Annotated in this window: 27 protein-coding genes and 1 pseudogene; 16 read left to right on the forward strand and 12 right to left on the reverse strand. The window is 64.1% G+C overall.

The window, feature by feature from the left end; all coding sequences use genetic code 11:
• Window positions 1-40: 40 nt before the first annotated feature.
• From HKK80_RS11775 to HKK80_RS11790, 4 genes are all read left to right on the forward strand, one after another.
• A complete protein-coding gene (locus HKK80_RS11775) occupies window positions 41-3085 on the forward strand; it encodes an FAD-binding and (Fe-S)-binding domain-containing protein (protein ID WP_411799793.1) in 3045 nt (1014 codons plus the stop codon).
• A gap of 135 nt (window positions 3086-3220) precedes the next feature.
• Window positions 3221-3460, forward strand: a complete 240-nt coding sequence (locus tag HKK80_RS11780) for a sulfurtransferase TusA family protein (protein ID WP_411799794.1) — start codon at window positions 3221-3223, stop codon at window positions 3458-3460.
• Entirely contained in the window at window positions 3457-4602 is a 1146-nt protein-coding gene (locus HKK80_RS11785) for an NAD(P)/FAD-dependent oxidoreductase (RefSeq protein ID WP_411799795.1), read from the forward strand. The genes HKK80_RS11780 and HKK80_RS11785 overlap by 4 nt, the downstream gene beginning before the upstream one ends.
• Window position 4603: 1 nt before the next feature.
• A complete protein-coding gene (locus tag HKK80_RS11790; RefSeq protein ID WP_411799796.1) occupies window positions 4604-5338 on the forward strand; it encodes a DUF1641 domain-containing protein in 735 nt (244 codons plus the stop codon).
• A gap of 12 nt (window positions 5339-5350) precedes the next feature.
• On the opposite strand, the gene HKK80_RS11795 is transcribed toward HKK80_RS11790, so the two are convergent.
• From HKK80_RS11795 to HKK80_RS11825, 7 genes are all read right to left on the reverse strand, one after another.
• Entirely contained in the window at window positions 5351-5626 is a 276-nt protein-coding gene (locus HKK80_RS11795; RefSeq protein ID WP_411799797.1) for a hypothetical protein, read from the reverse strand.
• The gene (locus HKK80_RS11800; RefSeq protein WP_411799798.1) at window positions 5626-6735 is read right to left on the reverse strand and encodes an aminotransferase class V-fold PLP-dependent enzyme; all 1110 of its coding nucleotides are present in this window, start codon (window positions 6733-6735) and stop codon (window positions 5626-5628) included. The genes HKK80_RS11795 and HKK80_RS11800 overlap by 1 nt, the downstream gene beginning before the upstream one ends.
• Before the next feature lie 64 nt (window positions 6736-6799).
• A complete protein-coding gene (locus HKK80_RS11805; RefSeq protein WP_411799799.1) occupies window positions 6800-7144 on the reverse strand; it encodes a thioredoxin family protein in 345 nt (114 codons plus the stop codon).
• A 117-nt stretch (window positions 7145-7261) separates the two neighbouring features.
• Window positions 7262-7678, reverse strand: coding sequence for a hypothetical protein (locus HKK80_RS11810; RefSeq protein WP_411799800.1), 417 nt, complete (start codon window positions 7676-7678; stop codon window positions 7262-7264).
• A 5-nt stretch (window positions 7679-7683) separates the two neighbouring features.
• Window positions 7684-7899, reverse strand: coding sequence for a hypothetical protein (locus tag HKK80_RS11815; RefSeq protein WP_411799801.1), 216 nt, complete (start codon window positions 7897-7899; stop codon window positions 7684-7686).
• A 44-nt stretch (window positions 7900-7943) separates the two neighbouring features.
• Window positions 7944-8669 carry a methyltransferase domain-containing protein gene (locus HKK80_RS11820; RefSeq protein ID WP_411799802.1) on the reverse strand — a complete coding sequence of 242 codons (726 nt, stop codon included), beginning with the start codon at window positions 8667-8669 and terminating at the stop codon, window positions 7944-7946.
• Complete coding sequence (locus HKK80_RS11825) at window positions 8666-9067, reverse strand: nascent polypeptide-associated complex protein (RefSeq protein WP_411799803.1); 402 nt, start codon at window positions 9065-9067, stop codon at window positions 8666-8668. The genes HKK80_RS11820 and HKK80_RS11825 overlap by 4 nt, the downstream gene beginning before the upstream one ends.
• 173 nt (window positions 9068-9240) lie before the next feature.
• Between HKK80_RS11825 and HKK80_RS11830 the strand changes: the two genes are divergently transcribed.
• The 4 genes from HKK80_RS11830 (at window position 9241) to mce (ending at window position 13957) form a co-directional block, all read left to right on the forward strand.
• The gene (locus tag HKK80_RS11830; protein ID WP_411799804.1) at window positions 9241-10917 is read left to right on the forward strand and encodes a methylmalonyl-CoA mutase; all 1677 of its coding nucleotides are present in this window, start codon (window positions 9241-9243) and stop codon (window positions 10915-10917) included.
• A gap of 70 nt (window positions 10918-10987) precedes the next feature.
• Window positions 10988-12121: a sensor histidine kinase gene (locus HKK80_RS11835; RefSeq protein ID WP_411799805.1), complete on the forward strand. Its 1134-nt coding sequence runs from the start codon at window positions 10988-10990 to the stop codon at window positions 12119-12121.
• Between the two features lie 339 nt (window positions 12122-12460).
• On the forward strand, window positions 12461-13498 hold the full coding sequence (locus HKK80_RS11840) for an ATP-binding protein (RefSeq protein ID WP_411799806.1): 1038 nt from the start codon (window positions 12461-12463) through the stop codon (window positions 13496-13498).
• A gap of 75 nt (window positions 13499-13573) precedes the next feature.
• The gene (mce, locus tag HKK80_RS11845) at window positions 13574-13957 is read left to right on the forward strand and encodes a methylmalonyl-CoA epimerase (RefSeq protein ID WP_411799807.1); all 384 of its coding nucleotides are present in this window, start codon (window positions 13574-13576) and stop codon (window positions 13955-13957) included.
• 6 nt (window positions 13958-13963) lie between these two features.
• Here mce and HKK80_RS11850 read toward each other — a convergent pair whose 3' ends face one another.
• Window positions 13964-15028, reverse strand: coding sequence for a M42 family peptidase (locus HKK80_RS11850; RefSeq protein ID WP_411799808.1), 1065 nt, complete (start codon window positions 15026-15028; stop codon window positions 13964-13966).
• 103 nt (window positions 15029-15131) lie between these two features.
• On the opposite strand from HKK80_RS11850, the gene HKK80_RS11855 reads away from it, so the two are divergent.
• The 5 genes from HKK80_RS11855 to HKK80_RS11875 all read left to right on the forward strand — a co-directional run bounded on the left by HKK80_RS11855 (window position 15132) and on the right by HKK80_RS11875 (window position 18768).
• Window positions 15132-16079, forward strand: coding sequence for a zinc-dependent metalloprotease (locus HKK80_RS11855; protein WP_411799809.1), 948 nt, complete (start codon window positions 15132-15134; stop codon window positions 16077-16079).
• A gap of 70 nt (window positions 16080-16149) precedes the next feature.
• Complete coding sequence (locus HKK80_RS11860; protein ID WP_411799810.1) at window positions 16150-16434, forward strand: acylphosphatase; 285 nt, start codon at window positions 16150-16152, stop codon at window positions 16432-16434.
• A 66-nt stretch (window positions 16435-16500) separates the two neighbouring features.
• A complete protein-coding gene (locus HKK80_RS11865; protein ID WP_411799811.1) occupies window positions 16501-17613 on the forward strand; it encodes a glycosyl transferase family 2 in 1113 nt (370 codons plus the stop codon).
• A 36-nt stretch (window positions 17614-17649) separates the two neighbouring features.
• Window positions 17650-18144, forward strand: coding sequence for a hypothetical protein (locus HKK80_RS11870; protein ID WP_411799812.1), 495 nt, complete (start codon window positions 17650-17652; stop codon window positions 18142-18144).
• A gap of 24 nt (window positions 18145-18168) precedes the next feature.
• Entirely contained in the window at window positions 18169-18768 is a 600-nt protein-coding gene (locus HKK80_RS11875; RefSeq protein WP_411799813.1) for an NUDIX hydrolase, read from the forward strand.
• Here the strand turns inward: HKK80_RS11875 and HKK80_RS11880 are convergent, their stop codons facing one another.
• The 3 genes from HKK80_RS11880 to HKK80_RS11890 form a co-directional block, all read right to left on the reverse strand.
• Window positions 18769-19092: a helix-turn-helix transcriptional regulator gene (locus HKK80_RS11880; RefSeq protein WP_411799814.1), complete on the reverse strand. Its 324-nt coding sequence runs from the start codon at window positions 19090-19092 to the stop codon at window positions 18769-18771.
• Between the two features lie 276 nt (window positions 19093-19368).
• Window positions 19369-19923, reverse strand: a complete 555-nt coding sequence (locus HKK80_RS11885) for an Hsp20/alpha crystallin family protein (protein ID WP_411799815.1) — start codon at window positions 19921-19923, stop codon at window positions 19369-19371.
• Entirely contained in the window at window positions 19920-20078 is a 159-nt protein-coding gene (locus HKK80_RS11890; RefSeq protein ID WP_411799816.1) for a hypothetical protein, read from the reverse strand. The genes HKK80_RS11885 and HKK80_RS11890 overlap by 4 nt, the downstream gene beginning before the upstream one ends.
• A gap of 109 nt (window positions 20079-20187) precedes the next feature.
• Between HKK80_RS11890 and HKK80_RS11895 the strand changes: the two genes are divergently transcribed.
• Window positions 20188-21915, forward strand: coding sequence for a radical SAM protein (locus tag HKK80_RS11895; RefSeq protein ID WP_411799817.1), 1728 nt, complete (start codon window positions 20188-20190; stop codon window positions 21913-21915).
• Window positions 21915-22631 (forward strand): YkgJ family cysteine cluster protein, encoded by a 717-nt coding sequence (locus tag HKK80_RS11900; RefSeq protein WP_411799818.1) that lies wholly within the window; start codon window positions 21915-21917, stop codon window positions 22629-22631. The genes HKK80_RS11895 and HKK80_RS11900 overlap by 1 nt, the downstream gene beginning before the upstream one ends.
• Window positions 22632-22650: 19 nt before the next feature.
• On the opposite strand, the gene HKK80_RS11905 is transcribed toward HKK80_RS11900, so the two are convergent.
• Window positions 22651-22902: an AbrB/MazE/SpoVT family DNA-binding domain-containing protein gene (locus HKK80_RS11905; RefSeq protein WP_411799819.1), complete on the reverse strand. Its 252-nt coding sequence runs from the start codon at window positions 22900-22902 to the stop codon at window positions 22651-22653.
• A gap of 95 nt (window positions 22903-22997) precedes the next feature.
• Between HKK80_RS11905 and HKK80_RS11910 the strand changes: the two are divergent.
• Window positions 22998-23249: pseudogene (locus HKK80_RS11910) on the forward strand (DHH family phosphoesterase); the annotation flags it as partial.
• Window positions 23250-23327: the final 78 nt, after the last annotated feature.

Raw genomic sequence — 23327 nt, forward strand, 5'->3', positions numbered from 1 at the left:
ACAGAACTGTATTAGGTACCAACGACCGTGTGAGAACCCTATGAGCAAACCAACACAGGGGTCGACACCCGTCGATCCAGCGACCGATGGACGAAGCAACTACGACTACCACAGCGACGAGATCGAAGAGCCAGGCCTTGTCGCCGACCTCGATGCCCGCGTCGACGGCGAGGTTCGGTTCGACAGCTACACCCGGAACCTGTATGCGACCGACGCCAGCGCGTACCAGCAGCTGCCGATCGGCGTCGTCGTCCCGACCTCGACGGCCGACGTACAGGCGGTCATGGCGTACTGTGCCGACAACGACATCCCGGTGCTCCCGCGTGGCGGCGGCACCAGCCTCGCGGGCCAGACGGTCAACGAGGCGGTCGTCCTCGACTTCAAAAAGAAGCTGGACGCTGTCGTCGACATCGACCCCGAGGCCGGCACGGCAACCGCACAGCCGGGGATTACACTCGCGCGACTGAACGACAAACTGAAACCCCACGGCCTGAAGTACGCCCCTGATCCCGCATGGGGCGACAAGAGCGTCCTCGGCGGCTGTATCGGCAACAACACGACCGGGGCGCACTCGCTGAAATACGAGAAGGCCGACGGCTATCTCGAAGCCGTGGAGGTCGTCCTCGCGGACGGCACGGTCACCACCTTCGAGTGGATGGCCGTCGACGAACTCCACGAGCGGGCCGAACAGGCCGCGGAACGCGACGATCCGGGGATCGAAGACCGGGTCTATGAGGTCGTCTCGGATATCCTCCGGAACCACCGCGAGGAGATCGAGGCACGGTATCCCGACCTGATGCGGAACGTCTCGGGGTACAACTTCGACAAACTCCTCGAAGACGCCGAGGAGCGCGGCGCGGTCAACGTCGGCCGACTGATGGCCGGCAGCGAGGGCACACTCGGCATCGTCACCGAGGCGACCGTCTCGCTGGAACCGATCCCCAACGAAACCTCGGTCGTCCTGTTGACCTACGACGACGTGATCTCGGCGATGCGGGACGTTGCGCCGATCCTCGAACACGATCCCGCCGCCGTCGAGGTGATGGACGATGTCCTGCTGGATCTGGCCCGCGATACCGCGGAGTTCGCGCCGGTCGTCGACATCCTGCCGGAGGGTACCGACTCGACGCTGCTGGTCGAGTTCTACGCGGAGTCAGTTGCGGCGGGCAAATCGAAGGTGGCGGGGCTGTTGGCCGATCGGCTGCCGGGCTACGACCCCGAGGTCGAGCCGAGTGCCGAAGCGATCACGACCGACGAGCCACCCCACGCCACCGACGCCCTGGAAGCCTACGACGACGACCGCCAGGCGAAGTTCTGGAAGATGCGGAAGGCCGGGCTGCCGATTCTGCTCTCCCGAACCGGCGATGAGAAACACTGGCCGTTCGTCGAGGATACGGCGGTTCCGGCCGAAAACCTCCCGGAGTACGTTGCCGACATCCAGGCACTGTTCGAGGAGTACGACACCTTTGCGTCCTACTATGCCCACGCCGGCCCCGGCGTCCTGCACATCCGGCCGCTGATCAACCTCAAAGCCGACGACGGCGTCGAGACGATGTTCGAGATCTCGGATGCCGTCACCGATCTCGTCATCGAGTATGGCGGCTCCGTCTCCGGCGAACACGGCGATGGCCGGGCACGGTCGACGTGGAACAAGAAGCTCTACGGCGAGGAGCTCTGGAACGATTTCAAGCGGGTAAAACACGCGTTCGATCCCCAGGGCCTGTTGAATCCGGGTAACGTCTGTGGTGACTCCGATCCCCGTGAGAACCTCCGGTATGACGCCGACTACGCGTTCGACGCCGGCTTTGAGCCGACGCTGAACTGGGACAACGACAACGGCTTTCAGGGGATGACCGAGCTCTGTCACGGCTGTGCGGGCTGTACCGGCCATCAGGATACCACGGGCGGCGTCATGTGTCCGACCTACCGGGCGACCGAAAACGAGGAGATCACCTCAACGCGTGGGCGAGCCAACATGCTCCGGCGGGCAATGAGTGGTGAGCTTCCGGACGACGTGTTCAGCGATGCGTTCAGCCACGAGGTGTTAGATCTCTGTATCGGCTGTAAGGGCTGTAAGCGCGATTGCCCCAGCGGCGTCGATATGGCGAAGCTGAAAACCGAGGTCGCTCACGAACGGCACCAACGCGAGGGTATCGGCCTCCGCGACAAACTCTTTGCCAACGTCGAAACCCTCTATGGCCTCGGCAGCACGCTCGCGCCGCTGTCGAACCTGGCGACCAAGCTTCCCGGCAGCGGCCTGCTTGCCGAGAAAACACTCGGCATCGCCCGGGAACGCGAATTGCCGACGTTCACGCGCAACACCCTGCAAAAATGGGATCGAAACCGCCCACCGGCCGTCAGCGAACGTGAGGCCGACCGCAAGGCCCTGTTGATCCCCGACCCCTACACCAATTACACGCAGCCTGAGGTCGGTAAAGCCGCGGTTCGGGTACTCGAAGCCGCCGGCGTCCACGTCGCCATCGCCGACGAGGTAACAGACAGCGGGCGACCGGCCCACTCGAAGGGGCTGCTTGACCAGTCGAAGGCGACCGCCGAGGCCAACGTCGAAGTGTTGGCCGACCGTGTCGCCAACGGCTGGGAGCTCATCAGCGTCGAACCCAGCGACGCGGTGATGTATCAGGAGGATTATCTCGATCTGCTCTCCGGCGAGGCGGTCGAAGCCGTCGCCGACAACACCTACAGCGTGTTGGAGTACATCGACACCTTCCGGCTAGATGATGCCATCGACACGGCGGGCGACGAGACGCTGTCGTACCACGGCCACTGTCACCAGACCGCCGCCAGCCGCGAGCACCACGCGGTCGGCGTGCTCCGGCGGGCCGGCTACGAGGTCGATGTGCTGGACACCACCTGCTGTGGGATGGCTGGCTCCTTTGGCTACGAGGCCGAGCACTACTCGATGAGCCAGGCGATCGGCCGGCTGCTGTTTGACGCTGTCGACGACTCGCCGGCGAAAACGGTTGTCGCGCCGGGCACGTCGTGTCGCTCACAGCTCAGTGACACCGACCGGTACGACGGCAAACCGCCGCACCCCATCGAGAAGGTCGCTGACGCGCTCCAGTAGGCTGTTGTCGGTCGATCCCGGCGAGCGCCGGGATTCGGATACACGCCTAACAGCAGTTGCCACATGTAGTCTCCCACTGTTATGGAACTGACGCACAATATTAATACGATGGAGACCAAAGGTGTAGGTGTAACGATGAGTACATCTATCGAACCGACCACGACCGTCGATGCACGCGGCGCGACCTGCCCCGGCCCGCTGATGGATCTGATCGGCGCGATCCGCGATGCGGAATCGGGCGACGTCGTGCGACTTCTCAGCGATGCCGAGCAGTCACGCACCGACGTCCCCGAGTGGGTCGACGAGGCTGGTAACAAGCTACACGGAATCGAAGAGCACGACGACTACACGGCGTTCTACGTGGAGAACGTATGACCGACGACATTGTCATCATCGGCGGCGGTACCGGCGGGGCTGTGCTTGCCAACGACCTTGCGGAACGACTCGGCAGTGAGATCGATGCCGGGGAGGTACGCGTCCGACTCCTCAACGACGGCCCGGATCACGTCTACAAGCCGGTCTGGCTGTACGTCCCGTTCGGCAAACGGGAGCCGGCCGACGGGCGGCGGCCCCTCCGAGAGCTGATCGACAACCGCATCGAGATCGAAGACACGCGGGTCACCGAGATCGATACCGACGCCAAGCAGCTCCAGACGACCACGGACGCAACGCCGATCGGCTACGATCACCTCGTTGTCGGCACCGGCTCGACGCTGGCGGCCGACGAGGTACCCGGGCTGCAGGAAGGTGGCCACGACTTCTACAGCGAGGACGGCTCGCTGGCACTCCGTGAGGAGCTGCTGTCGTTTACCGAGGGCCACCTCGTGTTGAGCGTCATCGGCAGCCCACACATGTGTCCGGCCGCGCCGCTGGAGTTCTCGTTTATGACCGACGACTGGTTCCGCAAACGCGGGCTTCGGGAGGACATCGAGATCACCTACACCTACCCGATCCAGCGCGTCCACGGCAACGCCCAGATCGCCGAGTGGGCGCAGCCACTCATGGAAGAACGCGACATCAACATTGAGACGTTCTTCAACGCCGAGTCGGTCGATCCAGATGAGGGGGTGCTCACGTCGATGGAGGGCACCGAACTCGACTACGACCTGCTGGTGGCGATCCCACCCCACCGCGGGGTTGACATCGTTGAGGATGCCGGGCTCGGCGAGCGCGGCTGGGTCGATGTCGACAAACACACCCTCGAAGCCGAACACGCCGAGGATGTCTACGCGCTGGGCGATGCGGCCGCGACCGGCGTTCCGAAGGCCGGCAGCGTCGCCCACTACCAGGCCGGCACAATCGGACAGCGACTTGCCAGCGAGGTACGCGGCCAGGTACCGACAGCGGCCTACGACGGCAAGACCATCTGTTTCATCGAGACAGGGATGGATTCGGCCTCCTTCGTCGAGTTCGACTACCAGAATCCGCCATCGCCGATCTCGCCGTCCCAATCGATTCACTGGTCGAAGCTCGCCTACAACGAGTCCTACTGGCTCACCGCGCGGGGGTTGATCTGAGATGAGCGACGCCGAAACAGAGTCGGCTGCTGTCGACGACAACGGCGATGCCGATGAGGCCAGCAGCGACAATGCTGATGACGCCAGCAACAGCGATGCTGATGACGCCAGCAACGGCGATGCCGACGGTGTCAGCAACGATGACGCCCTTGAAGCCGCCATCGCAGAGAACCCCGAGGCGGTCGCCGACTTCGTCCGGCGACTCGATGCGGTTAACGAACTGCTCGATGTCGTCACCCTCGGTGAGGCCGCGATGACCGACGAGATGGTCGTCGAACTCACCGGCACCGCTGAGACGCTGGCGGCCTCGGCCGACGGCGTTGCGACCGACGAAACCGTCAGACTGGCCGAAACAGTCGGCGAAAACGGCGAAGACCTCAGCGACGCGCTCGAAACGGTGCTGGAACTCCAACGCGAGGGTACCCTCGACGACCTCGCAGAGCTTGGCAACGTCGCCGGGCTCGCCAACGCAGCACTGACAGACGAGATGGTTGTCTCGTTGGCCGGCACCGGCTCCTCACTTGGGGAGCTTGCCGACACCGCCAGCGACGACGACACCAGAGAAGGCCTCAAAACGCTCCTCGACAGCGTCGGCGCGGCTGAACAAGCCGATCCCTCGTCTGTCGGGGCGATCGGACTCGCAAAGGGGCTCCGCGATCCGGAGATCAAACAGGGCCTGGGCTACCTGTTTGCGGTTGCGAAAGCCCTCGGCCAACAGCAAGACGAGGACACGTAAGCAGAACAGCGGTTACAGCGCGTCGTCGGAGTCGTACTCTTCGGCCATCCGCGTCGCTTCGGTTTCGTAGTGCTCGCGGGTGTCGGGGTCGTCAACGACACCGAGGTTGTCAGCCGGCACCGTGAGACTGACCGGCGTCTCGCGGTGGTCGCCGCTGAAACTCGTCAGCGCGCGCTCTTTGCGGAAGTCCTGTCGCCCATCGGGCGTGGCATACGTGAGGATGATCAGGTTCTGTTCGTCATCCGAGTAGGTGCGCTCGACGAGCCAGACGCGCGTTTCGGTGGCCATTATGTTGTCTCCAACGCCGCGAGCACTGAATCGATTTCGGCGGCCGTCGAAACCGCATGCACCGACACGCGAATCGCGTCGGGGTGTGGCAGCGACCGAATCACGATCCCCTCCTCAGCGAACCGCTCGACGGTTGCCTCGGGGTCATCGACGGCGATCGACACCAGCCCCGATTCGTGTGCCTGTGGGCTCAACAGGGCCTCGTCGTCGATGCCGGCTTTCAGTCGGTCAGTCAGCGTCGCGATCCGATCGGCGATCCGCTCGACGCCGACCGATTCGATGGCATCGATCGCCTCAATCAGGCCGGCGTGTGGCCCCGGCGAGGTGGTGCCGATCTCGAAGCGTTTCGCGCCGGGTTCGTAGGTCAACTCGGCGGCCGTCGGCTCGGTGACACTGCGGTAGCCGACCGCGCCCGGTACCATGGTGTCGGCGACACCACGGTCAACATAGAGGAAGCCCGAGCCCCAGGGCCCAAGCAGCCATTTGTGGCCGGCTGCAGCCACGGCATCAGCACCCCACGCATGGACATCCATCGGGAGCTGGCCGGGCACCTGCACCGCATCGACGAGGGTGAACGCGCCGGCCTCGGCGGCGATATCGACCAGCTCGGCAACGGGTAGTTGTGTGCCGTGTGTCCACGTCACCGCACTGAAACAGACGAGCTTGGCGTCGGCAACAGCCTCGGTGTAGGCGTCGATATCGACCCGGCCGTCGGTGGTTTCAACGACACGTACCTCGACACCCTGCGCTTTGAGTTGTTGCCACGGCAGCGTGCCGGCCGGATGTTCCAGGTCGGTGCGGACGACCACGTCGCCGGGGTCGAAGTCGATCGCGGTGGCGATCCGGTTGATCCCGTCGGTCGTGCTTTCGGTGAGGGCGACCTCCTCGGGGGCGGCCCCGATGAACTCGGCGACGCGCTCGCGGGCGCGGTCGTAGCCCGCAAAGGCGGTCGTGTAGGGGTCGTCGGTGCCGGAATGAAATTCGTGGTCGGCGACGGCGTCGCTGACCGCCTCAACGACGCACTCCGGACTCGGCCCGTGGGCCCCGAAGTTGAGATACGCCGACTCCTGTAAGCCCGGCACGTCGGCACGGAGTTCCCGCGGTGTCATCGCTCACCACTCCGGGGAGCAGACGGAAAATCGTCGCGGCCGAGACAGCGCGCCGCCACGGCGGTTAGGCCGTGTAGCCGGTGACGGTGTCTTCGAGCGCGTCGCCGGTCTGGGCACCGACCATGCGCTCGGCCTGTTCGCCGTCAGCATAGACCAACAGCGTCGGGATGCCCTGCACGCCGTGTTGGCCCGCCAACGCTTGGAATCGGTCGACATCGACCTTGAGTACCGCCGCCGCGGTGTCCTCGGCGAGAGCCTCGATCGTTGGCTCCATCATCTGACAGGGGCCACACCAGTCAGCGTAGAAGTCAACGAGCACAGTATCATATCGGGAGACGATATCGGCGTACTCGTCGGCGTCGGTCAACTGGATCGGTTCGGCTGGCGCGGCATCGGATTGTGAACTCATCACCTCAGGGTATGAGCCATCAACGTAAAACTGTTTTGGGAAATTGCCACAATACTACAACACAATTGATCGGCGATGACCGTTTTTGCCAACGGCGCGATCCCGCGAGGGCGTCGGTTACGCGCCGAGCCAGCCGCGCAGTTGGGCGGCCGCTTCGGCGGCAACCGCGCCGAACAGTCCTTGTGGAGAAAGCTGTATCTTCGACAGCGACGACACACGGCTCAGGAGGCCGCTACTACCATCGGGAACGTAGTGGGCAACCGACTGTCCACGAACACGGATGACGGCCGGTGAATTGAACACCAGCGGCGTCTCCGGCGGGAGCGCGTCCGTCTCGGGCAGCCAGTAGCCGGCGGTTGCGGTGATGTTCCGCTGGAGGTCGTACAGCGCGAACAGCCCGCTGAGGCTGTCGACATCGACGACAAGCGTGCCGTCGGCGGTCGTGATCGACACGTCCGCGCGGTCGGACTGGAGGGTCAGATCCGCCCCCACGACGAGTTGCTGCGGGGCCGATCCGGACTCGGCGTCGGTCACACTCGTTACTCGTCGTTTTCGCTCGTTCGGATCGTCAGCGTGCCGTCAAGCCGCCAGCGGGCGTGGTCGGCGTCCTCGCCGACCTTGTCGGGCACGTCAACATGCATATCCTCAAACTCGTAGGCGATCTCGGCGCCGCGGCCCGTCAGCCGCTCGTAGAGTCCGATCGCCAGTTCCGGCCAGGTTCGTGTCTCGTCGATCTCGGTTTCGTCTGATGCCATTGTATCTCGATACACGGTCGGCAACGGCATAGTGCTTCCGGCGATCACCGCCTGGCGAACGTCAGATACCCCGTATGGCCGACACCCGCAGTCGACGGTCGTGTCCCCCGGTCGTCGACGGTGAGTTCCCGCTGAATCGTCTCAACAGTCTCGATGTCAGCCAGTCCAGCCGCCTCGGCCGCCTCGACGCTCGCCCGTGAGTTCTCGACAAATGGAGAGTAGACGGCGAGATAGCCGCCGGCGGCGAGGAGGTCGGCCGCGTCGGCAACGACCTCGGGTGCGTCCTCGGTGTCGAGCGTCAGCAGATCAAACGGCTCGCCGGCAGCGAGATCGTCGATCGCATCGGTGATATCGCCGGTGCGCACGTCGACCGCCTCGGCGACGCCGGCGACGACCATGTTCTCCCGCGCCACGTCGGCGAACTCGGCGTCCTGCTCGTAGGTCGTCACGTCCGCGCCGAGGCGGCCGAGATACGCCGCGAGGATTCCCGTGCCAGTCCCGGCGTCGAGCACGCGGTCGCCGGCGGCCGCGCCGGTGTGGCCGATGACAAGGCCGATGTCGCGTGGCATCATCGGCGCGCCGGTGCGTTCGAGATGGTTGAAGAGATCAGGACCGCGAAGCTCGCGGGCGCTGAACTCCTCGCCGAGATGTGTCTCAAGCGTGTCACCGGATGCCACGTCCTCGGGGATGTCGACGACGCCGAGGTCGGTGTGGAGTTCGTCGCCTGGTTCCCGAAGGTACTCCCGGTCGCCGTGAACGAGGAGGATCACTCCAGGCGGCTGATCGCCGCGGCGGGTTCGCCGTCCGCGGCTTCGAGGGCTTCGCGGGCCTCGCTCGGCGAGACGCCGGTCTGGGAGGCGACGAGCTTGATATCGGACTCCGGGATCTCGTCGTCAGCGTCGTCGCTGGCGTCGGCGGTGTCCGTGTCACCGCTTTCGACCGCACCGGCCGCGCCCGAGGCTTCCTGTTGGTCGGGTTCGCCGACAATCTGGTAGGTCTGGGTGCCTTGGGCGTCCATCCGGGTGATCTCCGGGGCGTCGAAGACGAGCTGTTCGCCGTCGTTCGTCGTGATCGTGACCGACTCGGCGTCGATCTCGGTCACGTCGATCCCCATCTGTTCCATCATCTGCTGCATCTTCCGTGGGTTCATACCGCCGCCTCCAAACATACCCCGTCGTTCAGCCGGCGGCAGCAAAAGCATGGCGAAGCCATACGGGCCGTGGGCGGGTCAACCAGCCGCAGTCAGGTGGGGCTTTCGAGATGGTTTCAGTTGCTCTGGTGTATCTGAATACGACCTCGGCGGAGTCACGCTTTTGCCGGTGCCGCTCGTCGGCCACAGCCATGTTCGACGAAGAGGATCTCGAAGCGATCCGCGAGGCGAAAGCCGACTGGGAGGCCGAGACGGCCGGCCCGACGCTGGATCGCTTCGGCGAGCGCGAGGAGACGTTTACCACCGACACTGGTGGCCAAGAAGTCAAGCGGCTCTACACGCCCGATGACATCGCTGATCTCGACTACGAGGACGACATCGGATTCCCGGGCGAGGAACCCTACACGCGCGGTGTCTACTCAACGATGCACCGCGGGCGGTTGTGGACGATGCGGCAGTACGCGGGGATGGGCACCGCCAGCGAGACCAACGAGCGGTTCAACTATCTGATCGATCAGGGCTCCTCGGGGCTGTCGATGGCGTTTGACCTCCCGACGCAGATGGGGTATGACTCCGACGCCGGAATGGCCGCCGGCGAGGTCGGGAAGGCCGGCGTCGCCATCGACACGCTCGCGGATTTCGAGACTGTTTTCGATGGAATCCCGCTCGACGAGGTCTCGACGAGCATGACGATCAACGCCCCCGCCGTGGTGTTGCTGGCGATGTACATCGCCGTCGGCGACAAGCAGGGCGTCGACCGCGCGGAGCTGCGCGGGACAATTCAAAACGACATCATGAAGGAGTATATCGCGCGCAATCTGTTCATCTACCCGCCGGAGCCCTCGATGCGGCTGATCACGGACACCTTCGAATTCGCGGCCGAGGAGGTGCCGAACTTCAACACGATCTCGATCTCCGGCTACCATATCCGCGAGGCCGGCTCGACAGCGGCCCAGGAGATCGCCTTCACGCTCGCCAACGGGATCGAGTACGTCGAGGCCGCCATCGACGCCGGCCAGGATGTCGACGAGTTCGCCACACAGCTCTCCTTCTTTTTCAACGCGCACAACAACATCTTCGAGGAGGTCGCCAAGTTTCGCGCCGCCCGCCGGCTCTGGGCGCGGATCATGGATGAGCGATTTGGGGCTGAGAACCCGAAGTCAAAACAGCTGAAGTTCCACACGCAGACCGGCGGCTCGACGCTGACGGCCCAACAGATCGAGAACAACGTCGTTCGCGTCGGCTATCAGGCACTCGCCGCCGTGCTCGGTGGCACCCAGAGCCTCCACACCAACGGCAAGGACGAGGCCCTCTCGCTGCCGACCGAGCAGTCGGTGCGGACAGCGTTGCGAACCCAACAGATCCTCGCCCACGAGTCCGGCGTTGCCGATACGATCGACCCGCTGGCCGGCAGCTACTACGTCGAATCGCTGACCGATGAGGTCGAAGCCGAGGCCAGAGCCATTATCGATGACATCGACGACCGCGGCGGGATGTTGCGCGCGGTGGATGCGGGATACATCCAACAGGAGATCCAGGATGTCGCCTTCGAGCGCCAACAGGAGATCGAGGCGGGCGAGCGGATCATCGTCGGCGTCAACGAGTTTGAGGTCGACGACGACCCCGAGATGGATCTCGAATCTGTCGACGAGGAAGACGAGCAACGACAGATCGACCAACTGGCGGCGATCAAGGCCGACCGCGACGAGGCGGCCGTCGAGGACGCCCTCGACGCGGTGGCCGCGGCGGCCGCCGGCGACGACAACGTGTTGCCGCCGGTGATCGAGGCGGTCAAGGCGTACGCGACCGTCCAGGAGATCTGCGATGTGTTCCGCGATGAGTTCGGCGAGTACCAACCCGGCGTCTGAAACCAGTATGCCGGCCACGATTGTGGTCATACAAATTTTTTAGACGGTAGGTAATTTGAGTTACAGATCAATGGACGGTGACGCTGAAACGTTGTGTGAGCTGTTTGTCAGGGAACGAGCGGACGTGGCCGGCGAGGTGGTCGTCGAGACCAGCGATCTCGTCTTGTCTGCGGCCGACGACGACTCACCGCTGTGGGCGATCGCCGAGAACAACGCGGAGCTCACGAGACGCATCTACCGGGAGGATCTCACGGAGATCGTTGACTGCATCGAAACCGCAACCGAAGGTGGCGACCCCACGGCGACGACCGTGCGGGTGCAGCTGTCGGCCGACGAGTGGTGTCTCTTCGAGTTTACCATCTATCCGGCAGGCCATTTCACGGCCGAGACAGGGCTGATATTTACCGGACAAAACGTGACACAGGAACATTTCACCGCCCAGCGGCGAGAGGTGATAACCCGCGTGCTGCGACACAATCTCCGCAACGACATGGAGGTCGTCAGCGGCTATCTGGAGATCATCCGACAGCAGTGTGAGCACGCCGATCAGTCGGCGATCGACGAGGTCGCGGCGGTCGCCGACAAGCTGCTGTCGCTGGGCGAAAAGATGCGGGAAATCGACGCCCGGCTCACCGATTCGAACAACCGACTCCGGCGGGTGAATCTCCGCGAGACAACGGCCCGCGTCATCGAGGAGTACCACGCGGCCCATCCGGCGGTCACCTTTCGCGTCAACGTCGGCGACCACGCCATCGCCGGCAACTCTCTCGTCGGTGATGCTATCGCGGAGCTGATCGAAAACGCCATCGAACATACGACGGCGGCCGACGAGGAGATCGTGATCAGGATCACCACCGAGAAGCGGGCCGACGGCTCGAAGATCGATCTCACCGTTGTCGACAACGGCCAAGGGATTCCCCAAGGCGAGGCCGAGGCGATCTCCGAGGCGACAGAGTCAAAACTGAACCACAGCAGCGGGGTCGGTCTCTGGCTCGTGAAATGGATCACCGACACGATCAACGCGACCTTCGATATCACACAGCGCGCAGACAGCCCCGGGACGCGGGCGACACTCGGATTTCGCGCCGCCGAGGGGGTCGACGACAGCGACCAACGGTTTGCGGAGCTCCACCAGAAGACGATTATCCGCTCCGAGCTGCCCGACACCGACTCGGCCGATATCGTGACCTCAACGAGAGGGTGAGCGGTCGAGCCTCACCACCCCAGTGTCGGCACCGTCGACCGCCCGCCAGCGTCACCACTAGCATCGCCCATCCACCGGAACCACCACCATCGACAGACAAAAATCGCCCGCAGTTCCCCGATCCCACTCGGCTGTGAGGGGTGCCAACTCCACAAAGATAAATAAGGTTCGGTTTGTCGGAACCTCTGTTCAGTAATAGAAAGCTTATTTCGTGTTCGCAGTACATTTGTGTTGGTTTTCGTATTGTTAGTGCCGTTTTATTACCCATACGCACCAACACAGTCCTGACCCATCAGTCGACACGGTCGCCGGGATGATGACAATGAGAGGAGGGAAACAGTGAGTAACTATCCACGAACCGAGGGCACGAACCGTTTCGAACGATTGTTTAACGAACTCAATGAGGCTGTTGTTGAGTTTGAGCTGGTTGACGGCGCTCCAGTGATTATCCAGGCGAACGCGACGTTCACCGAGACCTTCGGTCACGGCACAGACTCGCTGAGCGGCGTCTCGCTCAACGATCTCATCGTTCCAACTGACCGCCGGGCGGAGGCCGAACAGTTCGATCAGCAGACGGCTGCCGGCGAAACGAACGCCGCGGTCGTCGAGCGGGTAACCGCCGACGGTCGCCGACAGTTCGTCTACCGAGGCGTGCCGATCGAAAACGACCACGGGTTCGCTATCTACACCGACGTGACCACGGAGCTACGGCGGGAACGCCATCTCGATGTGCTCCAGCGCGTTCTCAGACACAACCTCCGCAACGATGTGAACGTGATCGATGGGCAAGCCGAGAAGATCCGTGAGTTGACCGACAACGAGGAGATCCGGGACGCCGCGAACTCCATCAGCGACACCGCGTGTGGACTGGCCCGCCTCAGCGAGGAGGCCAAAACTGTCGACCGCGTCCTCGGTGGATCACCCACGTTGGAGCCAACCGATATCACGGCCATCATCGAGCGGGTCGTCACGGTCTGCAGCGAGGAGTTTCCCGCCACGACGATCACGACCGACTGCCCGACAGCCCTGCTCGTTGCGGCCGACGCCAGCCTCCGGGTGCTCGTCGAAAGCCTCGTCGACAACGCGGCCAGACACAACACGGCCGCCGAGCCGACGGTATCGGTGACAGCCGCGGTCGTCGACGATGCCACCGCCGAGTTGGTCGTCGCCGACAACGGGCCGGGGATTCCGGCGACCGAGCGGGCGGTGATCACCGGCGACCAGGAGATCACGCCACTGCATCACGGCAGCGGGCTCGGCCTCTGGCTGGTGCGGTGGATCACGGATCGCTACGGGGCCGACCTCTCGATCGAAACGCCGGTAAGCGGCGGGACAACTGTTCGGATCGCTTTTGATCGCGCGCTGATCAGCGCGTAACGCGGTGGATCAACGGCTCCACTGGCACCGTCATCGACCGCCCGATTTTATCTGGCTCTCGCCGCAACGCTCGACATGAACTTTCATCACGCCGGGATCGCCACCGAGGACGCCGCCGGGCTCGCAGACCGCTACGCCGCGCTGTTTGAGGCGTCGATCGTCCACGAAGAACGGTTCGATGGGATGGAGATCCGCTTTCTCGACCTCGGTTCAGGCTATTTTGAGCTCTTGGAACCACGCGAAAACGGGCCGATCGCGGACTATCTCGACAGCCACGGCCCCGGAATCCACCACCTCGCACTCAGCACCGCCGACATCGAGGCCGCCCTCACGCGGGCCGCCGACCAGGGGATCGACCGTATTGACGACGAGCCACGGCCCGGGGCGTGGGGCCATGCGGTCGCCTTTCTCCACCCATCGTCGACCGGTGGCGTGTTGATCGAGTTCGTCGCCGACTGACCGGGGTTAGATATCGACCGCGAAGGAATCGATCGCACCGGCGCGGGCCGCGATCGCCCCGAGAAGGTCGGCGACCGCATCGAGATCCTCGGTGTCGATCACCTCGACCGGGGTGTGCATATACCGGTTCGGCAGCCCGATGTTGAGCGAGGGGATCCCACCCCGACTCGTGTAGAAGCCGTCGGCGTCGGTACCGGTGCGGGTACCGGTGGCCTGTAGCTGAACCTCGATGTCGTCGGCGTCGGCGGCTTCGCGGGCAAGCTCGACGACACGTGGATGGTTCGCGCTACCACGGGAGACGACCGGCCCCTCGCCCAACGCGACGGGGCCCTGCTTGTCGCCCGGCACATCCGGATTGTCGGTCGCATGCGTCACGTCGACAGCGATGGCGGCGTCGGGGGCGAGATCGAAGCCGACCATCTGGGCGCCTTTGATGCCGAGCTCCTCTTGGACGGTGCTGACCGCATACACCGTCGCGTCGACATCGGCCTCAACCGCCCGGCGCAGCCCCTCGGCCGCACTCCAGGTGCCGATCCGGTTGTCCATCCCGCGGGCGGTGAGGCGGCTCCCCTGGAGTTCGTAGAGATCGCTCGAAAATGTGATCGGATCGCCAACCTCGACCAGTTCGGTGGCCTCGTCGCCGTCTGCCGCACCGATATCGATGAACTGCTCGGCGATGTCAGCGTACTCCTCGCTGCCGGCCTCTCGGAGGTGGATCGCCGTCTGGCCGACGACGCCCTGTACCGGGCCCTCGTCGGTGTGGATCGTGACGTGTTGGCCCTGCGAGACAGTGCGGTCGGAGCCACCGATCCGACTCATCCGGATAAACCCGTTGTCGTCGAGATCCCGGACGATGAAGCCGATCTCGTCGGCGTGGCCGCTGAAGGCGATCTCGGGGCCCTCGCCGCTCCCCTCGTGGACGGCGACCGCGTTGCCGTAGTCGTCGGTCGTGACCGCGTCGGCAAACTCGCTGACGTAGTCGACCCAGACGCGTTGCCCGTCGGTTTCGAACCCCGAGGGGCTGGCCGTCGTCAACAGCGATTCAAGAAACTCCCGTTGGGACTCCTGCATGCTGTTTTGCAGCAGCAGCAGGCGTATCAACGTCACGGTTAGGCCACCCACGCGGGGTTGAGCGACGCACAAGGACTTTACTCGCAGCCACCCCAGCAGAAGTATGAATCTGTTTCGGAGCGCCCAAGCGGTCGCCGACGCCGACGGCGGCGGGATCATCGACTGGGGAAGCGTCGCCGAGGCGGCCAAGGCGTCGACGCCGGCAGGCGATCTCAGCATGTCCGCCGACGAGCAGGCCGGCTTTCGGGCTGACGTGCGGGACGCCCGCGACCGCCTGCGTGATGCCGGCGGCGTCGATTTCGACCTTCCGGAAACGATCGAAATCCAGCATCGCCACCACTGGATCGACGCCAACATCGAAACCTTCCGGCGGGTCGTCGACCCCTTAGAGCCGTCGACGACGGTGCTACCGGGGGTCTCACGCACGATCAACACCGGGACGATGGCGGTCACACTCGGCTTTCTGGGCCGAAACGTCCTCGGACAGTACGACCCGCTGTTGCTCGCCGACGGCGGCCACGCGCTGTACTTCGTTCGCCCAAACATCCGCCGGGTCGCCGACGATCTCAACGTGGCGTACCCACGCTTCCGTCGGTGGATCGCGTTCCACGAGGTCGCTCACGCCGCGGAGTTCGGCGTCGCACCGTGGCTGCCGGAGTATCTCGAAACCCGGATGCAGGACAGCGTGACGGCCATCTCGGCGGGCGACCTCGATCAGGCGACCTTCGAGGAGTTGACCACCGCGATGACCGCCGTCGAAGGGTACGCCGAGTTGCTGATGGATCGGGCCTTCGACGAGGAGTACGCCGATCTGCGCGCCAAACTCGACGCCAGACGTGGCTCCGGCGGGCCGCTGAAACGCCTGATGAGCCGACTGCTCGGGTTGGGCCTCAAACGCGATCAGTACGAACGCGGCGCGCGCTTTTTCGAGACCGTTGCCGACGCCCGCGGGCTGGAAGCCGCCAGCGTCGTCTGGGAGCGGCCAGAACATCTCCCGACTGACGCCGAGTTGGCCGAGCCGATCCAGTGGCTCGATCGGGTCGATCCCTGAGCAGGCGGCCTCGTCAGTAGGTTCGGCCGCGAACTGAGTGTTTATCAGCGTCGCGGCAGAACCGAACGATATGTCCGACTCCGACCGTGTCCGAGCCCACGTGTTCGTCAGTGGTCGCGTCCAAGGCGTCTACTACCGCGCCAGTACCCGCGATGCCGCCCGTGAGCGCGGCGTCGACGGCTGGGTAAAAAACCTCGATGACGGCCGCGTGGAAGCCGTCTTCGAGGGCAACGAGGAGCGCGTCGAAGCGATGTGTGAGTGGTGTGAAACCGGCAGCCGCGCCGCCGAGGTCGACAGCGTCGATGTCACGATGGAAGCACCCGAGGGCCTCGATGGGTTCGAGGTTCGGTGGTAGGCTGACACCACGACTGACTGCAGTCGATCGCGGGGTCTATGTCCGCACAGCCACAACAAATCGTAAATGGAGTACGTCCAAGAACGGATTACAACGCTCCACCACCTCCAGGAGACGACACCGGCCGCGCCGACCGATCGCGCCGCGGTTGTTGTCCCGATGACCGAACGGGAGTACGCCGGCCTCGCCGCCGAGGGTGTCCTGTCCGAACTGGAAGCCGTCGCGCCCAAACGCGTCGTCGTCCCGCTGCGTGCCCCCGCCGAGAAGGTTGGCCCGTTTCGGGACTGGCTCGCCGGCTTCGACCTCCCACTGGAGGTGCTGTGGTGTAACGGGCCCACGCTCGCCGACCTCCTGGCCGACAACGGGCTCAACGGCTCAGCCGGCAAGGGCCGGGACGTGTGGCTCGCGCTCGGACAGGTGCTCGATGCCGACTACGTCGTCTGCCATGATGCCGACACCAAAACCTACGACCGCTCCTACGTTTCCCGACTGTTGTTCCCGCTGGAACACGACCACCAGTTCTCAAAAGGCTACTACGCCCGCGTTGAGAACGGCCAGCTCTACGGCCGGCTGTTCCGGCTGTTTTACGCGCCGCTCATCCGGGCGTTAGCCGACGCGACCCCCGACGCCGAGATCCTGGGATATCTCGATGCGTTCCGGTACGCCCTGGCCGGCGAGTTTGCCGCCACGGGCGACCTCATCGCCGATATGCGGGTTCAGCGATCGTGGGGGCTTGAGGTTGGCACGCTCGGGGAGGCGTTCGCCCACGCTGGCATCGACGGCAGCGCGCAGGTCGACCTCGGCGCCTACGAACACGACCACCGCGCGGTCGGCGGCCCAACCGGCCTCTCGGAGATGAGCGCGGCCGTCGGCGAGGCACTGTGCCGGGTTGTCGACGAGCACGGGGTCGACATCGACTACGGGACGCTCCCCGACCGCTACCGGGCGGCTGCCGAATCGTTGCGCCGACAGTACGCCGTCGACGCCGCCTACAACGATCTGGCCTACGACCGTGACGACGAGCGCGAGCAGATCGATACCTACGCCGACGCCCTGCGGGAACCGGGAGAGGACACCCGCCTGCCGGCCTGGAACAACGCGCCGATCAGCCCCAAAGCGGTCGCCGATGCGGCCGCGGCCGATTTGGCGGCGGCGACCGGGGGATCGACCACCGAGTGAGGTAGACTCAAATGAGAGCAGCGACACCAGCGTGGTATGAGCGCGACAGGTGACGAACTCGCCGGCGTCGTCGACCTCTTTGGCGCGCTGACGCGGGAGGAACTCTCCGAAGCCCTCACCGAGTTGGCATTCAAACAGGGGGCCGCCGTTGACGACGGGGCCGTCACCGACGCCATCGAAACCGCGATCACCGAGTATGTGCTCGTCGAGTACGAGCCCACCTCGAGCGACGCACGCGACGCTGACAGCGAGTCGTTGCTGACGGTCGGGCCGGCGGCGTTTCCGACGCTCCCGCCGAACGCCGAGGATCTGCCCCATATTCTTGAGTATGAGAAGCGATCTGTCGACCGCGATCGACTGGCCGAACAGGTGCAAACGCGGCTGGAAGCCGACGCCGACGAGGCCGTCGCCGCCGCCGACGCCGACCGCGCCGCGACATTACTCGACGTGAGCTACGACCTCGAAGCGTGGGCCGCTGTCGAGACCGACGCGATCCGAGCCTCGTTGACATCGGTCCTCCCGCAGGACTAAGAGGACCGCCACCCAAGAACAGATATGGATCTGACGGGGGTGGCTCGGTATACGCCGTCGGCGATCGCCGACCCCGCAAAGGAGGCTGCGGTGCTCGCGCCGATCATCGACCAGGACGGCGAGCCCGTGATCCTCTTTACGAAACGCTCCGAGCAGCTTGGCGACCACCCCGGCCAGATGAGCTTTCCGGGCGGGGGCCGGGAGCCGTCGGATGCGGATCTCCAAGCCACCGCCCTCCGGGAGGCCGACGAGGAGATCGGCCTGCGACCCGATGAAAGCGAGGTCGTCGGCCGGATCGACGACATCGAAACGGTCACCCGATACATCGTCCGCCCGTTTGTTGGGCGGATTCCCGATCGGGAGTACACCCCCGACGAGTACGAGGTCGCCGAGATTGTTCGGCTGCCGGTCGCCGAACTCACCGACCGCACAAACTACGAGTCAGAACACCGCGAACACCCACACTACGGGCCGATCCGGATTCACTTCTTCCACGTGGCGGACTACACTGTTTGGGGGGCGACCGGCCGCATGCTGGCGCAGCTGCTGGAGCTCACGACCGACTGGGAGATCCCCCCGGAGGCCGACCGCGTTGTCGACGCTGACGCCGATCTTCCGGTGTAGCTACGAATGGGTTTCGGCCTCTGGTGACGGGGTTGGGTCGCCGGCGTCGATCCGCTGTACCTGTTTTGTCTCCCACGTCCGGCGGTCGTCCATCGCGGTGGTGGCTGTTGCGGTGAGCGTATAGGAGTTGGTTCGCTTGTCGATGGCGGCCTTTTCGACGTAGCCGCTGTCGACCAGTTTGCCGAGGTTTTGGTAGACGCGCCCGGTGTTGACATCGTCGTCGTAGTACGATTCGACTTCCTCCTTGATCCCGAGTCCGTATGGATCGTCGAGGCTTGCAATGACGTACAGGAGGTCTCGCTGAAACGCTGTGAGGTCTTTCATGGCTGGGGTGGAACAGATCACTTGCGGTGAGAGTTCAGTTCATCTGCGTGTTGTTGGTTGAAATGTAAAAACGTATTGGCGAGAATAGCATTTGTGTCTAACTAAAAATCAGCAACTACTGGACATTTCATATGCATATGTAGCACTCTGTAGTAGATTGATTCATTCAGGACAACACCAGCCACACGACAGGGTCATCCGACCCAGATCGACAGACGACGGGGTAAACGGGAGAAACAGCCGATACGTCAAAAATCCATCCAGCGCAGGTGACCGTTAGGCGTCGTCTGTCTGGGATGCGGCGGTGTCGTCGTCTGTATCTGTGTCGGCGTCGTCGTCTGTGTCGGCGTCGTCGTCTGTGTGGGTGTCAGTGGCACCGTCGTCTGCATCGCCGGACTGCTCGTCGTGGGTGGTATCGTCATCTTCAACGGCAACGGTGTGCGCTGAGGCGGCTTTCGGGATCGTCACATGGAGGGTTCCATCCTGCGTCAGCGTCGCATCCGGGATCGTCTCGCTGCCGGTGACGCTGGCGGCATCGGGTAGCGTCGCCGTCCCCGAAAGCGTCAGCCCACGACCCGGGAAGCGCATCTCGAAACCCTTGTGGAACGCCCGAAAGCGGTCGACCCGTACCTCCAGTTCGCCGTCGACAAACTGCACCTGGACATCCTCGGCGGTCGCCCCCGGCGCGTCGAAGACGACGAGATACTCGGTGTCGCTCTCCAGAAGGTCATAGGAGAGCGGCTTGCGTGACTGTACCTGACTGACGCCGCGGCCGACTCGTTCGAGCACCGTGTTGAGGGCCTCCCGGCCGTAGGTTTCGAGCTTTGTCATAGGACGATCTCCGAGAGACTTGCGCTGTCGGCGCAGTACGGACAGCTAAGATCGGCGACGCCGTGGTCGTCAGGCACGTCGTATGTGTAGTGGACCTCGAACATATCGAGTTCGCAGTCCCCGTTGTCGCATTCGACTTCGACGGTTTCGGGCATACCAGTAGGGAGGGGTGCCACAAAGTTAAATGACGTGGCACGCTGGTGGAAGTGCCACACCTGCAGGCCGGATCACACGGTTTTAGCCGCTTGACGCCGAACGACGGATATGACTCGGTCTTCGGATCTTGCGGTCACCATCGTCGACGGCTACGTCGACGAGCCGGCCCATTTCGGCGTGCCGCCCTACATCTCGACGTACCCCCGCTTTACCGCCGGCGCGCTCGTCGACGCCGGCGTCCCGCAGGCCAACATCACCTACCACACGATCGACGAACTCCGCGAAGAGAGACAAAAGTGGAACGCGGTCGCCGACGCCGACCTCATGATCTACGTCGGCGGGATGACCGTCCCCGGCAGCTACGTTGGTGGGACGCCCGCCGAACCCGACGAGGTGAAAGAACTCGCGTGGGTCGCCGAAGGCACCTCGCTGATGGGCGGCCCCGTCAAGTTTGGCGTCGGCGACGAAAACGCCGGGGCGACCGAAACCGAACGCAAGGATCTTGACTTTGATTTCGTCGCCAAAGGCGACATCGAGGCAGCCGCCTACGATCTCGTCGACAGCGGGTTAGAAGGGTTCAACAACCGGATGCGCGACAATGACGAACTCAGCCGGTGGGCCCCCGACGGCGCGTTCATCGTCGAACAGCACCCCAACCACCCCGACTACCTGATCTGCGAGATGGAAACCTCGCGGGGCTGTGCCTACCGCTGTTCGTTCTGTACCGAACCGCTCTACGGAAATCCTGCCTTCCGCACGGCCGACGCCGTCGTCGACGAGGTCGACACGCTCTCCGATTACGGCGTCAGACACTTCCGGCTCGGCCGGCAGGCCGACATCCTTGCCTTCGGCGGCGACGGCGAGGCCCCCAACCCCGACGCGCTCCGGCGGCTCTACAGTGGGATTCGTGAGGTCGCCCCTGATCTCGAAACGCTGCATCTCGACAATATGAACCCGATCACGATTGTCGAGTGGCCCGAAAAGAGCCGCGAAGGAATCAGAATTATCGCCGAGCACAACACCCCCGGCGACACCGCCGCCTTCGGGCTGGAGTCCGCCGATCCCGTGGTGCAGGAGGCCAACAACCTCAACGTCACCGCCGAGGAGTGTTTTCAGGCAGTTAAAATCGTCAACGAGGAAGCGGGCTGGCGACCCGGTGAGGACGCCGACGACGCGCCGACCCACGGCGACAGCGCAGGGAACCGACTGCCGAAACTGCTGCCCGGAATCAATCTGCTGCACGGCCTACAAGAGGAACGCCGCGCAACCTACGACCACAACCGGGCGTTCCTCCAGCGCGTTTACGACGAGGGGTTGATGCTCCGCCGCATCAACATCCGCCAGGTGATGGCCTTCGAGGGCACCGACATGTCCGACACCGGCGCGGCCATCGCCGAGGAACACAAGGAGCTGTTCAAATCCTACAAACAGGAAGTCCGTGAGACCATCGACCAACCGATGCTGGAACGGGTCGCGCCCGCCGGCACCGTCCTCCCGGACGTACATCTCGAATACCACGAGGGGGGCCGGACGTTCGGCCGCCAGCTCGGCACCTATCCGCTGCTCGTCGGCTTCCCCGAGGAGCGACCGCTCGGCCAAACGGTCGACGCCGTCATCGTTGACCACGGCTACCGGTCGGTGACGGCGGTGCCGTATCCGCTGGATATCAACAGCGCGAGCATGACCGAACTCGAAGCCCTGCCGGGGATCGGCAAGCAGCGCGCCGGCGACCTCGTCGTCAACCGGCCGTATGAGACGCCCGAGGCCGTCGGCGGCGAGATCGACCTCTCGGCGTTCGTGACGACCGGCTCGGGGGCGAGTCAACCCTCTGACTGATGGATTCTCTCGAAACCGAACTCGACCGCGCCCGCGACCTGGCTGTCGACGACCTCGCCGACGCCATCGAGTCGATTGGCTTCGAGTGTACCCGGTGTGGGGCGTGCTGCAAAGGATACGACCCAGACAGCGATGGCGACGACGAAACGACCGAAGCGGACGCAACCGACCGCGAACCGCATACAGCGACCGTCTTTCCCGACGAAATCCGCGACCTGCAGGACGCCGGCGACTACGACTGGCGCGACGTGGCGCGGCCGATGCCCTATGGCTTGGATGACGAGGGCGACGGCGACGCGGGTGAGACCTTCGAGTGGGCCCTCCAGACCGACGCCTGCGGCGACTGCACGTTCTACGAGGAGAGCGAGGACGGCACCGGTCACTGCGGCGTCCACGACGACCGCCCGCTGATCTGCAAGACGTACCCCTTCAGCGTCGCCCTCGGCGGGACGAGCCAGCCGATGGGCGAAGCGGTTGACGCCGAAGGCATGGTTCGCGCTCACGAGTGCGAAGGCCTCGGCCGCGATATTTCACGCGAAGAGGCCGAGGAGTTGGCCGCCGCGCTCAAGGAGCGAGCGATCCGCGAGATCGAGGAGGCAATCGCCGTGCGGGAAAACTACGAGTCGCGCGATGTCGACGGCGTCGTCGTCCACGATTCCGAGGGCCAAAAGCGGCCTGACGGAACGCGGATAGAGAGGGAGAACGGATCGCAGTAGCGTTTTGAGAGAGAATCCGTTAGTCGAAATCGACGATTTCGGTATCCATCTCGTCGGCTACATCGGTTGACTCGCCGATATCGACTGCGTTCAGATCATCGAACGCGCCGTACTGCTGCCGGCGGTGTTCGACCGAGAGCGAGCCGTCGTCATCGACCTGCCAGCGAATCATGTCGCCGGGTTTGACGCCAACCTCGCGTCGCACCGCAGGCGGAATAGTCACCGAGAACTGCTCAGTAAGCGTTGTCTCACGCTCGATCTTGCGGGGCATAGATCGCGGTTCAGGCGGCAACTCAAAATACGTTGCCCTGGTGACTCGGTAGAACGCTGCCTATTCCTAAGTGTGTAGCACCGGAAAACGAACCAATGAGTTCCGTCCACGACCTCCACCAGATGCTTTCCGATGGCAGCGAACTCAACATCGTCTGCCACAACAACCCCGATCCGGACTGTCTCGCCAGCGCGCTCGCCTTGGGCCGGATCGCCGCCGACGCCGGGATCGACGAGCGACACATCCTCTACAGCGGCGATATCTCCCACCAGGAGAACCGCGCGTTCGTCAATCTGCTCGAAATCGACCTCAAACCGTTCGATGCCAGCGCGCTTCTGGATCGCCCTGAGTGTAGGTTCAGATGTGGTCTGACTAGTTCCTCGGCTCAACTGGATACAGCTGCTGTAGCTTGATACGAGCGTCAC

The organism is Halonotius sp. F2-221B (genome assembly GCF_046719765.1).
GTDB lineage: Archaea > Halobacteriota > Halobacteria > Halobacteriales > Haloferacaceae > Halonotius.